Raw genomic sequence first — 14,305 nt, forward strand, 5'->3', positions numbered from 1 at the left:
TCACCAAGCCAGATCGAGCCGCTCCAGCCCGTGGAAGTGATAGACGTCCTTGACCTCCGGCACCTTCGCCATCCTGAGCCCCGGCAGCCGCTTGAAGAGGATCGGCAGGACGATGTTGAGCTCGAGACGCGCCAGCGGTGCGCCGATGCAGAAATGGATTCCGGCGCCGAAGGAAAGGTTGGGGGCTTCGTTGCGATCCGGCTTGAAGGAGAGGGGATCGGTGAACTTGGCCGGGTCGAGATTGGCGGCCGCCAGGATGAGGCTCACCTTGTCGCCACGCTTGAAGGAGATGCCGTCGATCTCGACGGGCTCAAGCGCCCAGCGCTGGAAGATGTGAACGGGTGCGCAGATGCGCAGCGTCTCCTCGATGGTCCGCTCCGTCGTTGGCTCGTCCTTGAAGAGCAGGGCGGGATCGCAGCCGTTATCGAGGATGACGCGAACCGAATTGCCGATCTGGTGCACGGTCGCCTCGTGACCGGCATTGAGCAGCACGATGGTCGTCGAGATCAGCTCGTCCTCGGTCAGGAACTGACCCTTGTGCTCCGTATGGATCATGTGGCTGAGCAGATCGTCGCGCGGATTGGCGCGGCGCTCGGCGATCACCGTCTTCACGTAATCGGAAAATTCCTTGGCGGCCTTCTCGGCGCCGTCTTCGTCTTCGCGGGTGCGGCCGAAGAGATACATGCGGATATAGGCATGCGACCAGTCGAGAAGCTGCGGCCCCATCTCCTCGGGGATGCCGATCATCCGGGCGATCATCGTCACCGGGATGATGTCGGCGAAGGCCGAGAGCAGCTCGACTTCGCCCTTGTCCTGGAAGCCGTCGATCAGCCGGTTGGCGAGCTCTTCCAGCTCCGGCTTCATCCGCTCGACATGGCGGGAAACGAAAGCGCGGTTGACCAGCGTGCGCAGCCGCGTGTGCTCCGGCGGCTCGAGTTCGAGTAGCGAATAGCGCTCCGCCAGATCGAAATTAGCCACATGCTGGTCGGGCTCCGGCAGGCCAAGCTCTTCGCGGGTCGCGATATGCAGGATCTGGCGGCCGAAGCGGCGGTCGCGCAGCAGGCTGTTCACGTGGTCGTAACCGGTGAAGAACCACTGCTTCTGCTGTTCCCAGTAGAAGGTCGGACAATGCTGGTGGAGCGCCGAATAGACGGCGTTCGGATTGCTGTAGAAAGCAGGATTGCTGCTGTCGAGAGAGACGCGGCGGGTATCGGGATCGATCGAAAGGAAGGGTGCTATCATCATGCTTCGAGGCTTAGCGGATTTGCCAAGCCTCGAAAAGACGTGAGGGAAGCTCGCGCGTCAACCGGCGCGGGAAAGCGATCCCATGCGGCGCAGCGCCTCGACCTGGTCGTCGACGGTGGGAACGAGTTCGCCGGCATTCTGGTCCATCTGCGCCGGGGCAGGGGCTGCGGTTTCCTGTTCGCCGAAGATGACGCTGCAATTGCGCCCGGCGCCCTTGGCGGCATAGAGCGCCCGGTCGGCGGCGGAGATCATCTTGTCGACATTGGCTTCGATTGCCGAAGAAATGGCAACGCCGATGCTGACGGTTGCAGGCACGATCGCCTCGCCGGTGGCGATCGGCAGGCGGCAGAATTCGGCGCGGATCGATTCCGCCAGCGCTTCCGCTTCGGTCTGGTCGGCAACGGTCGCAAAGGCCGCGAACTCTTCGCCGCCCATGCGGCCGAAGACATTGTGCGGCACGAACTGGCGCGCCGTCAGCGCAAAGGCGGAGAGTACGGCGTCGCCCGCCTGATGGCCGAAGCGGTCGTTGACCCGCTTGAAATGGTCGAGGTCGAACAGCAGGACGGCGACCTGGCGCTTCTCGTCGAATGCCTTTTCCTGGATGGCATCGAAGCGGGCAAAGAGGCCGCGGCGGTTCCAGACGCCGGTCAGTGAATCCGTGAGGCTCAACACGCGCAAATGCCTTTCAGAGCGTTCCATGATCATGCGGCAGGTGAGCGCGAAGGCGATCGTCAGCAGGAAGGCGCTCGCCATGGCCGCCGCACCGCCGTAATTGGTCGCTTGCGCGTCGGTTGGCAAGGTCAGCGCCATCATCAGCGCCACGGAGAAACAGAGCACGCCCTGGACGACGAAGATCGCGGCAAGCTTGCTGCGCGTGCGCTCGCCCCTGACATTGCCTGTGGCAACCGCCATGGCAAGGCCGGTCGCGCCCGTTGCCGAGGCGAGGTTATAGAGAATGACGCGGTTGCCGTAGTCGGATGCGACCCAGGGCAGGAACACGCCGGCGAGCCAAACGGCCGGCGGCAGCAGCGCCCACCACTCGATCTTGCGGCGGTCGAGCACCATGAAACCGGCGACCCAGGCGCTCTGGCCGGCAAGCGCCACGGCATTTCCGGCTTCGATCGACAGAATGTTGGGGATTTGTCCGCGCAGCGCCACCATGGCAAAGCCCGCGCCGTTCAACAGGAAGCCGAGCGCCCAGATGAGATAGGCACGATTGCGCGTGTTGTGGCGCCAGGCCATGAACAGCAGCAACGCGAGCGTCATCGCTTCCGAGCACCAGATCGCCAATCCTGTAGCAATATTAAACACGGCAATACCCCATCAAAATCCGGGGCATAGTCATTCGCCAAAGCTCGCCAGTTGATTAATTCGATGCGGGCCTGCCGGCGATATTCTTGGTTAGCGTTTCCAAAGCGTGAACGTCCGAAAGCACCTGCGGATGGATTAAGCTTTGCTTCATCCTGTCGCCGAGAAAAGCTGTGCTGGCGGCCGACAGTCTCTCGCCGTTAAGAGGCAATTCGGAGATAGGAGCTACATCGCAGGGGAAAGCCTTATCCACCGCCCGCTTGCTTCTTAACGTTATCCTTATGCGTGTCTTGAAGTAGAGGGCAGGGACACTCTATGTAGGGGTAAGGCATTTTCTTTGATTCCCGGCCCTGCCGGCAAGACGTTGACAAAGGACGCACATGAGAAATCCAGTCGATACCGCTATGGCCCTCGTGCCGATGGTTGTAGAACAGACCAATCGCGGTGAACGCTCCTACGACATCTATTCCCGCCTGCTCAAGGAACGCATCATCTTCCTGACGGGCCCTGTCGAGGACCACATGGCGACGCTCGTCTGCGCCCAGCTTCTCTTCCTCGAGGCTGAAAACCCGAAGAAGGAAATCGCGCTTTACATCAATTCGCCGGGTGGCGTCGTCACCGCCGGCATGGCGATCTACGATACGATGCAGTTCATCAAGCCTGCCGTCTCGACGCTTTGCATCGGTCAGGCCGCTTCCATGGGCTCGCTGCTGCTCTGCGCCGGCGACAAGGATATGCGCTTCGCAACGCCGAATTCCCGCATCATGGTTCACCAGCCGTCCGGCGGCTTCCAGGGCCAGGCATCGGATATCGAGCGTCACGCCCGCGACATCCTGAAGATGAAGCGCCGCCTGAACGAGGTATACGTCAAGCATACCGGCCGTACCTACGACGAAGTTGAAAAGACCCTCGACCGTGACCATTTCATGACTGCCGACGAAGCCCGTGACTGGGGTGTCGTCGACAAGGTCCTGACCTCGCGCAGCGAGATGGAAGGCGATGCGGCCTAGTGAATAATTGGGATGGTGTTTTCGCTGCCACAGTTCTATCCCAATTGTGATTGAACAAGGGGTTTAATCGCGGAGCGAACACGCTAAGAATAAGTATTAATGCTATGTTGAATTTTTATGACATAGCATTCGGCATTCGAAGGGGAATTCGTTGCCGCCGGAACTTGAGCGTGTTGGGTTAGGTTCCGGTTCTTACCCCTTTAAAGCTTGGCCGGCTGACGCTCCGGTGGCGGAGCGGGCTGGCGGGCCATTGAGTGGACCGCGATTTCACCTTGAAATGCGGCGTGCTGGAAGGAAAGTGATATGAGCAAGGTCAGCGGCAGCAACGGCGGCGACTCTAAAAACACCCTGTACTGCTCCTTCTGCGGAAAGAGCCAGCACGAAGTCCGGAAGCTGATTGCCGGACCGACGGTTTTCATCTGCGATGAATGCGTCGAACTGTGCATGGACATCATTCGCGAAGAGAACAAGTCCTCGATGGTCAAGTCCCGTGACGGCGTTCCCACGCCCCAGGACATCATCAAGGTTCTCGACGAATACGTCATCGGCCAGCGTCAGGCGAAGAAGATCCTGTCGGTTGCCGTTCACAACCATTACAAGCGCCTCGCGCATGCGACCAAGAACGGCGAAATCGAGCTGGCGAAGTCGAACATCATGCTGGTCGGCCCGACCGGCTGCGGCAAGACCTATCTTGCCCAGACGCTCGCCCGCATCATCGACGTTCCCTTCACGATGGCCGATGCGACGACGCTGACGGAAGCCGGCTATGTCGGTGAAGACGTTGAAAACATCATCCTGAAGCTGCTGCAGGCTGCCGACTACAATGTCGAGCGCGCCCAGCGCGGCATCGTCTACATCGACGAAGTGGACAAGATCTCCCGCAAGTCCGACAACCCGTCCATCACCCGCGACGTGTCGGGCGAGGGCGTGCAGCAGGCCCTGCTGAAGATCATGGAAGGCACGGTTGCCTCGGTGCCGCCGCAGGGTGGCCGCAAGCATCCGCAGCAGGAATTCCTGCAGGTCGATACGACGAACATCCTGTTCATCTGCGGCGGCGCTTTCGCAGGCCTCGACAAGATCATCTCCGCCCGTGGCGAGAAGACCTCGATCGGCTTCGGCGCGACCGTCAAGGCTCCTGATGACCGTCGCGTCGGCGAAGTTCTGCGCGAACTCGAGCCGGAAGATCTGGTCAAGTTCGGCCTCATCCCGGAATTCATCGGCCGTCTGCCGGTTCTGGCGACGCTGGAAGATCTTGACGAGGACGCACTGATCCAGATCCTGTCTGAGCCGAAGAACGCGCTCAGCAAGCAGTATCAGCGCCTGTTCGAGATGGAAGACGTCGAACTGACCTTCCACGAGGACGCTCTTCGCGAAATCGCCCGCAAGGCGATTGTCCGCAAGACCGGCGCCCGCGGCCTTCGCTCGATCATGGAAAAGATCCTGCTCGACACGATGTTCGAACTGCCGGCGCTGGAAGGTGTCCGCGAAGTGGTCATCTCGGAAGAGGTTGCCCGCGGCTCTGCCCGTCCGCTCTACATCTACGCTGACCGTCAGGATGAGAAGGCCAACGCCTCTGCCTGATAGTCGTAGACAGCATGGTTAGATTTAGGGGCTTGCCGTCGGCAGGCCCCTTTCTATTTTGAGAACCGGGACCGGGCCTGTTAATTGTTGCAGAAGAAGCTTGAAAACGCTGTTCCTGACGTTGCGGAAAGCCACGTCCTTGGCAATGATGGAATGATTCCGTAGCGTGTTTTCCGGCCTTGTGTTTTAGCCGGTCCGGAATTGGTAAGCGCCACTACAGTTACGCGCGTCATAGTGTTGGCGTTCCATTGTAATAAGTCTGTCACAAGCAGGGAGCGCGGGCGTTAGCGTGGCTTGAAAAGCGTAAGAAGAACCTCCACTTGTATAGGCAAGTGAGAGTGCCGGCCGGGTCCCAAGCGGCCGCGCCAGAGAGCCCGGAAACGGGACGACGGAAAGGAATAAGAAATGACGAAGAAAACGTCTGTAGCGAGCAGTGTTGCCTATCCTGTTTTGCCCCTGCGCGACATCGTAGTCTTCCCTCACATGATCGTGCCGCTGTTCGTCGGCCGCGAAAAGTCGATCCGTGCGCTTGAAGAAGTCATGGGTTCCGACAAGCAGATCATGCTCGTTACCCAGATCAACGCCAGCGATGACGATCCGGATCCGTCCGCGATCCACAATGTCGGCACCGTGGCCAACGTCCTGCAGCTCCTGAAGCTGCCTGACGGCACCGTGAAGGTTCTGGTCGAAGGCCGCGCCCGCGCCGAGATCGACGCCTACACCAGCCGTGAAGATTTCTACGAAGCCCTCGGCCATGTGCTCGAAGAGCCGCATGACGATCCGGTCGAGCTGGAAGCGCTGTCGCGCTCCGTCGTCTCGGAATTCGAGAGCTACGTGAAGCTCAACAAGAAGATCTCTCCGGAAGTTGTCGGCGCTGCCAGCCAGATCGACGACTACTCGAAGCTCGCCGATACGGTCGCATCGCATCTGTCGATCAAGATCACCGAGAAGCAGGAAATGCTGGAAACCACCAGCGTCAAGGCTCGTCTCGAAAAGGCGCTCGGCTTCATGGAAGGCGAGATCTCGGTTCTGCAGGTCGAAAAGCGCATCCGCTCGCGCGTCAAGCGCCAGATGGAGAAGACCCAGCGCGAATACTACCTGAATGAGCAGATGAAGGCTATCCAGAAGGAGCTCGGCGACGGCGAGGAAGGCCGCGACGAGATGGCCGAACTGGAAGAGCGCATCTCCAAGACGAAGCTATCCAAGGAAGCCCGTGAAAAGGCCGATGCGGAGCTGAAGAAGCTGCGCCAGATGAGCCCGATGTCGGCTGAAGCCACCGTCGTCCGCAACTATCTGGACTGGCTGCTCGGCATTCCGTGGGGCAAGAAGTCCAAGATCAAGAGCGATCTCAACAATGCCGAGAAGATCCTCGAGGCCGATCACTTCGGTCTGGAGAAGGTCAAGGAACGCATCGTCGAGTATCTGGCCGTCCAGGCCCGCTCGACCAAGATCAAGGGCCCGATCCTGTGCCTCGTTGGCCCTCCGGGCGTCGGCAAGACCTCGCTGGCCCAGTCGATCGCCAAGGCGACCGGCCGTGAGTATGTCCGCATGGCTCTCGGCGGCGTTCGTGACGAAGCTGAAATCCGCGGTCACCGCCGTACTTATATCGGCTCGATGCCCGGCAAGGTCATCCAGTCGATGAAAAAGGCGAAGAAGTCCAACCCGCTCTTCCTGCTCGACGAAATCGACAAGATGGGCCAGGACTTCCGCGGCGATCCGTCTTCGGCTCTGCTCGAAGTGCTGGACCCGGCGCAGAACTCGACCTTCATGGACCACTACCTGGAAGTCGAATACGACCTGTCCGACGTCATGTTCATCACGACGGCGAATACGCTGAACATTCCGGCTCCGCTGATGGACCGCATGGAAGTCATCCGTATCGCCGGCTACACCGAAGATGAAAAGCGCGAGATCGCCAAGCGGCACCTGCTGCCGAAGGCCATCAAGGAACATGCGCTGCAGCCGAACGAGTTCTCGGTCAGCGACGATGCCCTGATGGCGATCAGCCAGCAGTACACCCGCGAAGCCGGTGTCCGTTCCTTCGAGCGCGAGCTGATGAAGCTCGCCCGCAAGGCGGTCACCGAGATCATCAAGGGCAAGACCAAGTCGGTTCATGTCACGGCCGAGAACATCGACACCTACCTGGGCGTTCCGCGCTTCCGCCACGGCGAAGCCGAGCGCGAGGATCAGGTCGGCGTTGTCACCGGTCTCGCATGGACGGAAGTCGGCGGCGAGCTGCTGACGATCGAAGGCGTGATGATGCCGGGCAAGGGCCGCATGACGGTCACCGGCAACCTGAAGGACGTGATGAAGGAGTCGATCTCGGCTGCTGCATCCTACGTTCGCTCGCGCGCCGTCGATTTCGGTATCGAGCCTCCGCGCTTCGACAAGTCCGACATCCACGTCCACGTGCCGGAAGGCGCGACGCCGAAGGATGGTCCGTCTGCTGGCGTGGCAATGGCAACCGCGATCGTCTCGATCATGACTGGTATTCCGGTCGACAAGAACGTGGCGATGACGGGTGAAATCACCCTGCGCGGCCGCGTGCTGCCGATCGGTGGTCTGAAGGAAAAGCTGCTTGCGGCGCTTCGCGGTGGCATCAAGAAGGTGCTGATCCCGGAAGAGAACGCCAAGGATCTGGCGGAGATTCCGGATAACGTGAAGAACAACATGGAGATCATCCCGGTATCCCGCATGGGCGAGGTGATCAAGCATGCTCTGATCCGCAGACCGGAGCCGATCGAATGGGATGGAACGGTTGAAACGCCGGTCATCGCAACGGTCGAAGGCCTTGATGACACGGGTGCCGGCATCGCTCACTGAGCGATATCCGCCGCATTTATGTCAAATTGCTGCAAATCCTGAAAAAGGCTGGCGTAAATCGCCAGCCTTTTTTGTGAAAACCTGCCGGAGGTGCTTGCTTTTCCTTGATTTGCAGGGCTTTTGGGTTGCGGCGGGCCTGATGAAACCTATTCTGTGCCTGGCTTACAGATTTGAGTCGTTTCAAACCATTGAAAGGGGTGGAAACATGAACAAGAATGAACTCGTGTCCGCAGTTGCCGAAAAGGCTGGCCTCACCAAGGCTGATGCCGCTTCTGCTGTCGACGCTGTTTTCGACGTTGTCCAGGGCGAACTGAAGAAGAAGGGCGACGTACGCCTCGCCGGTTTCGGCAGCTTCACCGTTTCTCATCGCGCAGCTACCAAGGGCCGTAACCCGTCCACCGGCGCTGAAGTCGATATTCCGGCTCGCAACGTGCCGAAGTTCACGCCCGGCAAGGGCCTGAAGGATGCCGTCAACGGCTAATCCGGTTTAACTTGGCCGCCGGATAACGAGACCGGCAGGTAAAGTTTCGAAGGGTTCGGCGAAAGCCGGACCCTTTGCGCATTTCAGGGCTTTGCTTCACCGCGCAAAAGCGCGCAGTTCTCTGGCAATAGCTGCCGTGCATCGTTCACATTCGATTAAATATTGATCCATACCATCCGCCCCCAACGGTCGTCCTTCATTGCTCTCCGATCGTATCCGGTCGGCATGACGCCGCTTTCTCCTTTTTCTGTTGCTTGATTTTGGCGCCGGTAGCGGCGTGTTTTTCATGAGGTCTTTCGATGAAGCGTCCTGATATTAAAACGGCAATGATCAGTATTTTCGCCGTTCTCACCATAATGTTCGGAGCCACCGGCTATATCGCCGTCACCGGACTGCGCGATTCCAACAAGAACAACGAGTTGTTCGCGACCAGCATGCATCCCGGCATTTCCAAGGCTAAGGATATCCAGCTTGCCCGCTATTCGCTGCGCGGCTCCTATGGCGATCTGGCGATGGGCCGCACCTCGGGCGACGAGGCGGCGCTGGAAAAGAAGATCGGCGAGCGCGAAGCCAAGCTCCGCAAGACGGTCCTCGCCTATCAGGACCTCGTCGATACCGATGTCGAGCGCGGCATCTATCAGGAGATGGACAGCTCCTCGCAGAAATATATCGAAGAGGGCCAGAAGATGATCGCGCTGGCGAAGGCCGGCAAGCAGCAGGACGCGATCAATGCCTTCGACGCAAACCTCGGCCCGGTCGCCGATATCCTGGCCGACAATGTCGACAAGCTCGTCGCCTTCAACGAGGACGCAGCTGCCGCCGGTCTCGCCGAAAGCCGCAGCCAGTATTCCACGACCCTGACGCTGATCTCCGCCGTTCTCGGCCTCAGCGCCTTGATCGTCTTCGCCGCGATCTATTTCGGCATTTCGGGCATCGCGAGCCCGATCGTCCGCATCACCAAGTCGATGCGCGGTCTGGCCGCCGGCGACACCGCATCGGAAATTCCGGGCAAGGGCAGGGAGGACGAAATCGGCCAGATGGCCAATGCCGTCGAGATCTTCCGTCTTGCCGCGATAGACAATCAGCGCCTGCAGGCCGACGCCGAGATGACCCGCGCCAAGACCGACGCCGACAGGGCTCGCCTTGCTTCCGAAGCGGAAGCCGCCGCCCAGCAGCGCCTCGAGCAGGCAACGGCCGGTCTTGCTGGTGGTCTGCGCCGCCTCGCAGCCGGCGAGCTCGACTTCCAGCTCAACGACGCCTTCGCCCCGGATTTCGAAGCACTCCGCCATGACCTGAACGGTGCGATCTCGCAGCTCGGCGGCACGCTCCGCGCCGTCGCCCAGTCGGCGGTCTCTATCACCGGGGGTACTCGCGAGATCAGCCAGGGCGCCGAGGATCTCTCGAAGCGCACCGAACAGCAGGCCGCTTCGCTCGAAGAGACCGCAGCCGCTCTCGATGAGATCACCGTCAATGTCTCGAACTCCTCCAAGCGCGCCGACGAGGCCCGCCAGGTGGCGATCCAGGCAAACCGCAGCGCCACGGCTTCCGGCACGGTTGTTGCCAATGCCGTCGATGCGATGGAGCGGATCGAGCAGTCGTCGAACCAGATCTCCAGCATCATCGGCGTCATCGACGAGATTGCCTTCCAGACCAACCTGCTGGCGCTGAACGCCGGTGTTGAGGCAGCGCGTGCCGGTGAAGCCGGCAAGGGCTTTGCCGTCGTTGCCCAGGAAGTCCGTGAACTGGCACAGCGTTCCGCCCAGGCCGCAAAGCAGATCAAGGACCTGATCCGCAACTCGTCGGTTGAAGTCGAAGGCGGCGTCAAGCTGGTGCGCGAAACCGGCGAGGCGCTGAAGACCATCGAGCAGCTGGTCGTCACCATCAACCAGCACATGGATGCCATCGCCACGTCGTCGCGCGAACAGTCGACCGGTCTTTCCGAAGTCAACAGCGCCGTCAACCAGATGGATCAGGTAACCCAGCAGAACGCCGCGATGGTGGAGGAGACCAACGCCGCCAGCGCCACGCTCGCCGCCGAGGCTGACCGCATGAACCAGCTGATCGGCCAGTTCCAGCTCGGCGGCAGCCGCACGGAGACCAATGCATCCGCCTTGCGCCAGACCGCAGCCGCCATGGCCCGCCCGCAGCGCAGTGCTCCACCGGCCCCGGTCTATGCCAGCCACGGCAATGCCGCGGTGAAGCAGGAATGGTCCGAGTTCTGAGACCGGCTGCCGGTAGAAGAGCATCACTTCGAAGGGTTCGGCGAAAGCCGGACCCTTTTCGCATTTCCGTGGCCTTGCGCAGCGCAGGCCTTTGATCTACGGATCGGCCGTTCTCAGGGCGGGGTGAAAGTCCCCACCGGCGGTAAAGGGTCTAGGCCCAAGCCCGCGAGCGCTTCGGCCGTCAAAGGCCGGGGGTCAGCAGATCCGGTGCAATTCCGGAGCCGACGGTATAGTCCGGATGAAAGAGAATGATCGCAAGCTGTGAGCGGGGCAGGGGTCTGTCCGGCTGCCGTCCTGCGCTCATGCGTCCTGATTTGTGTTGGTCCCTTTCTGGATGAAAGACATGAATCAGACTTCCCTTGCTTTTTCCTCGTCGCGTGCGATGGCCGGTGCCGCTTTCATGGTGCTGGCGGGTATCGCCTTTTCCGTTCTCAATGTCGTCACCCAATGGCTGACGATGAAGCTCGGCTTCGCAGCCGCTTCCGCCGCCTTCTGGCAATATGCCTTCGCGCTCCTCTTCTCGCTTCCCTTCCTGCGCCGCGCCGGCCTCTCGGCAATGCGCACCTCTTATCCCTGGCGCCATGTCGTTCGCGTGGCGCTCGCCGCCCTCGGGGTCGAAGCCTGGGTATCCGGTCTTGCCTCGGTGCCGATCTGGCAGGCGATCGCGCTGGTCATGACCTCGCCCTTCTTCATCATCCTCGGCGCCCGCCTTTTTCTCGGCGAGCGCGTCGGCCCGGCACGCTGGGCGGCGACGGCGGTCGGCTTTGCCGGCGCGATGATCATCCTGCAGCCATGGTCGGACGCCTTCACCTGGGCGGCACTCCTTCCGATTATCTCGGCGCTCTTCTGGGGCGCGTCGGCGCTGATCACCAAGAGCCTGACCGGCATCGAGAAACCGGAGACCATCACTGTCTGGCTGCTGGTGCTGCTGACGCCGATCAACGGCGTGCTCGCGGGTGTGGCCGGCTTCGAGGTGCCTCAGGGCATGACCCTGGCGCTCTTCGTCTTCGCCGGTCTGCTGACCGTCTTCGCGCAATACCTGCTGACGCTGGCCTACACCGTCGCCGATGCCGCCTATGTTCAGCCCTTCGACGATCTGAAGCTGCCGCTCAACGTTCTCGCCGGATGGCTGTTCTTCGGCTATGCGCCGGCGGGCTATCTCTGGCTCGGCGCCGCACTGATCCTGATGGCGTCGCTCTTCATCATGCGCAACGAGATGCGCCGAGAGAAAAATGCGGCCTGATGCAAAGCGGTGCAAAATTGCGCGCACTGTCATCTGCCTGTCATCCGTTTCCCTCAAAACCCCCATGTTTCGATTTTTCGACGCATGGGGGATTTCATGACTAATTCATCGCGCAAGGCAGCGCTCGCTGCCGTGCTCCTGGCTTCTGTTGCCTTTCCGGCAGTTGCCGAGCCTGTTTTCAATCGCATTGCATCTTTTCCGGTCGCTTCGAACCTGCCTGAAGGCAAGGACAAGCTTTCGACGACCTCTGCAGAAATCATCACCGCAACCGACGACGGCAATACGCTGATCTACAGCGACAGCCCGCTCGGCGCGATCGGCTTCGTCGACATCACCGACGCCAAGGCCCCGAAGGCTCTCGGCGCACTGATGATGGACGGTGAACCGACATCGGTCACCTCGACCTCGGGCAAGGCGCTCGTCGCCGTCAACACCAGCGAAAGCAAGGTCAAGCCGTCGGGCCGCCTCGCCATCGTCGATGTTGCCACCAAGAAGATCGAGAATACCTGCGATCTCGGCGGCCAGCCGGATTCGATCGCTCTCAACAAGGACAAGACGCTCGGCACGATCGCCATCGAGAACGAGCGTGACGAAGAGATCAACGACGGCAAGATCCCGCAGATGCCGGCTGGCGATCTCGTGCTCTTCCAGGTCAAGAACGGCGCCGTCGATTGCGGCACCATCAAGCACGTCACGCTGACGGGTCTCGCCGGAATCGCGCCTGAGGATCCGGAGCCCGAATTCGTCTCCTTCAATGGCCAGGACGAAATCGCCCTGACGCTGCAGGAAAACAACGAGATCGTCATCATCGACGGCAAGGCCGGCACGGTGAAGACGCATTTCACCGCTGGCAGCACCGATCTCTCCGGCATCGACACCAAGAAGGACGGCCAGCTGAAGTTCACCGGCGAAGCCAAGGGCGTTCTTCGCGAGCCCGACGCCGTGAAGTGGCTGGACGACAACCGTCTCGTCGTCGCCAACGAAGGCGATTATGAAGGCGGCTCGCGCGGCTTCACCGTCTTCGACAAGACCGGCAAGGTTCTCTACGAATCGGGCTCGTCCTTCGAGCGCGCCGTTGCCCATCTCGGCCACTATCCGGAAGGCCGCTCTTCCTCGAAGGGCGTCGAGCCCGAAGGCCTGGAAGCCGCCAAGTTCGGCGACGACCAGCTGTTCTTCCTGCTCGCAGAGCGCGCTTCGGTCGTCGGCGTCTTCAAGGACACCGGCGCGGATCCGGAATTGCTGCAGATCCTGCCGTCGGGCGTCTCGCCGGAAGGCGCGATCGCCATCCCGAGTCGCAATCTCTTCGCCACGGCCAACGAAGCCGATCTCGGCGAAGACGGCGGCCCGCGCTCGCATGTCATGATCTATGAGCGCGGCGAAGGCGAAAAGGCCTATCCGCAGATCGTCTCGGCAGAGAAGGACGGCAATCCGATCGGCTTCGCAGCGCTTTCGGGCCTTGCTGCCGTTCCTGAAGAGGCCGGCCAGCTCTTTGCCGTGTCCGACAGCGTTCTCGGCAATCAGCCGACGATCTACACGATCGACGCCACCAAGAAGCCTGCCGTCATCACCGACGCCATGACCGTCAAGCGCGATGGCGCCGCTGCCCAGAAGCTCGACATCGAAGGCATCGCCGTCGATGCTAAGGGCTGGTTCTGGCTGGCTTCGGAAGGCAATAGCGAAAAGCTGCTGCCGCACGCTCTCTACCACGTCAACCCGAAGGGCGAGATCAAGGAAGAGATCGCGCTGCCGAAGCAACTGACGGACAACGAGATCCGCTACGGCTTCGAAGGCGTGACGATCGTTGGCTCCGGCGACGATGCGACGCTGTGGATGGCTGTACAGCGCGAGTGGAAGGACGACGAGAAGGGCTTCGTCAAGCTCGCCTCCTACAACCCGAAGAGCAAGGAATGGGGCGCCGTGCGCTACCCGCTCGACAAGTCTGAAAACGGCTGGGTCGGTCTCTCGGAAATCTCCGCCCACGGCGACAGCGTCTACATCATCGAGCGCGACAACCTCGTCGGCGATGCTGCCAAGCTGAAGAAGCTCTACAAGGTCGCCATCTCCGACCTGAAGCCCGCCAAGCTCGGCGGCGAACTTCCGGTCGTCAAGAAGGCGGAAGCTCATGACTTCCTCGACGAACTGAAGACGGCAACCAACGGCTACGTCCTCGACAAGCTCGAAGGCTTCGCCTTCGACGCCTCGGGCAAGCCCTACGCCGTCCCCGACAACGACGGCGTCAGCGACTCCTCCGGCGAGACCCTGTTCTTCCCGGTCAACCTGGTCGGCACGAACTGAGGTCTGGCGGTAGCTGGATGAAATCGGAAGGCCGGGCGAGAGCCCGGCCTTTTTGTCTCGGTGGACGTTGGCGGAATGTGAGGCGCCCATTCCAACC

Annotated in this window: 9 protein-coding genes and 1 riboswitch; of the genes, 7 read left to right on the forward strand and 2 right to left on the reverse strand. The window is 61.0% G+C overall.

The window, feature by feature from the left end; all coding sequences use genetic code 11:
* Both ABIE40_RS07080 and ABIE40_RS07085 read right to left on the reverse strand, forming a co-directional pair.
* Window positions 1-1,245 carry a cytochrome P450 gene (locus ABIE40_RS07080; protein ID WP_199628757.1) on the reverse strand — a complete coding sequence of 415 codons (1,245 nt, stop codon included), beginning with the start codon at window positions 1,243-1,245 and terminating at the stop codon, window positions 1-3.
* A 57-nt stretch (window positions 1,246-1,302) separates the two neighbouring features.
* Window positions 1,303-2,556, reverse strand: coding sequence for a GGDEF domain-containing protein (locus ABIE40_RS07085; protein WP_112718674.1), 1,254 nt, complete (start codon window positions 2,554-2,556; stop codon window positions 1,303-1,305).
* A 377-nt stretch (window positions 2,557-2,933) separates the two neighbouring features.
* Here ABIE40_RS07085 and clpP point away from each other — a divergent pair, with 377 nt between their 5' ends.
* From clpP to ABIE40_RS07120, 7 genes are all read left to right on the forward strand, one after another.
* Window positions 2,934-3,563, forward strand: a complete 630-nt coding sequence (clpP, locus tag ABIE40_RS07090; RefSeq protein WP_112718670.1) for an ATP-dependent Clp endopeptidase proteolytic subunit ClpP — start codon at window positions 2,934-2,936, stop codon at window positions 3,561-3,563.
* A 303-nt stretch (window positions 3,564-3,866) separates the two neighbouring features.
* Window positions 3,867-5,144 (forward strand): ATP-dependent Clp protease ATP-binding subunit ClpX, encoded by a 1,278-nt coding sequence (clpX, locus tag ABIE40_RS07095; RefSeq protein WP_112718668.1) that lies wholly within the window; start codon window positions 3,867-3,869, stop codon window positions 5,142-5,144.
* A gap of 405 nt (window positions 5,145-5,549) precedes the next feature.
* Window positions 5,550-7,967 carry an endopeptidase La gene (gene lon, locus ABIE40_RS07100; RefSeq protein WP_112718666.1) on the forward strand — a complete coding sequence of 806 codons (2,418 nt, stop codon included), beginning with the start codon at window positions 5,550-5,552 and terminating at the stop codon, window positions 7,965-7,967.
* 205 nt (window positions 7,968-8,172) lie between these two features.
* A complete protein-coding gene (hupB, locus tag ABIE40_RS07105) occupies window positions 8,173-8,448 on the forward strand; it encodes a DNA-binding protein HupB (RefSeq protein ID WP_112718664.1) in 276 nt (91 codons plus the stop codon).
* A 299-nt stretch (window positions 8,449-8,747) separates the two neighbouring features.
* Window positions 8,748-10,670, forward strand: a complete 1,923-nt coding sequence (locus ABIE40_RS07110; RefSeq protein ID WP_199628756.1) for a methyl-accepting chemotaxis protein — start codon at window positions 8,748-8,750, stop codon at window positions 10,668-10,670.
* Between the two features lie 105 nt (window positions 10,671-10,775).
* Window positions 10,776-10,924, forward strand: a riboswitch (FMN riboswitch).
* An 89-nt stretch (window positions 10,925-11,013) separates the two neighbouring features.
* Window positions 11,014-11,913 carry a DMT family transporter gene (locus ABIE40_RS07115; RefSeq protein ID WP_199628755.1) on the forward strand — a complete coding sequence of 300 codons (900 nt, stop codon included), beginning with the start codon at window positions 11,014-11,016 and terminating at the stop codon, window positions 11,911-11,913.
* Window positions 11,914-12,009: 96 nt separating this feature from the next.
* On the forward strand, window positions 12,010-14,208 hold the full coding sequence (locus ABIE40_RS07120) for an esterase-like activity of phytase family protein (RefSeq protein WP_199628754.1): 2,199 nt from the start codon (window positions 12,010-12,012) through the stop codon (window positions 14,206-14,208).
* Window positions 14,209-14,305: the final 97 nt, after the last annotated feature.

The organism is Rhizobium sp. OAE497, from assembly GCF_040546565.1.
Lineage (GTDB): Bacteria > Pseudomonadota > Alphaproteobacteria > Rhizobiales > Rhizobiaceae > Rhizobium.

Bases quoted from the DNA above. Each gene is read 5' to 3' on its own strand.
- ABIE40_RS07080 (WP_199628757.1), bottom strand. From the start codon at position 1,245: ATGATGATAGCACCCTTCCTTTCGATCGATCCCGATACCCGCCGCGTC.
- clpP (WP_112718670.1), top strand. From the start codon at position 2,934: ATGAGAAATCCAGTCGATACCGCTATGGCCCTCGTGCCGATGGTTGTA.
- clpX (WP_112718668.1), top strand. From the start codon at position 3,867: ATGAGCAAGGTCAGCGGCAGCAACGGCGGCGACTCTAAAAACACCCTG.
- lon (WP_112718666.1), top strand. From the start codon at position 5,550: ATGACGAAGAAAACGTCTGTAGCGAGCAGTGTTGCCTATCCTGTTTTG.
- hupB (WP_112718664.1), top strand. From the start codon at position 8,173: ATGAACAAGAATGAACTCGTGTCCGCAGTTGCCGAAAAGGCTGGCCTC.
- ABIE40_RS07110 (WP_199628756.1), top strand. From the start codon at position 8,748: ATGAAGCGTCCTGATATTAAAACGGCAATGATCAGTATTTTCGCCGTT.
- ABIE40_RS07115 (WP_199628755.1), top strand. From the start codon at position 11,014: ATGAATCAGACTTCCCTTGCTTTTTCCTCGTCGCGTGCGATGGCCGGT.
- ABIE40_RS07120 (WP_199628754.1), top strand. From the start codon at position 12,010: ATGACTAATTCATCGCGCAAGGCAGCGCTCGCTGCCGTGCTCCTGGCT.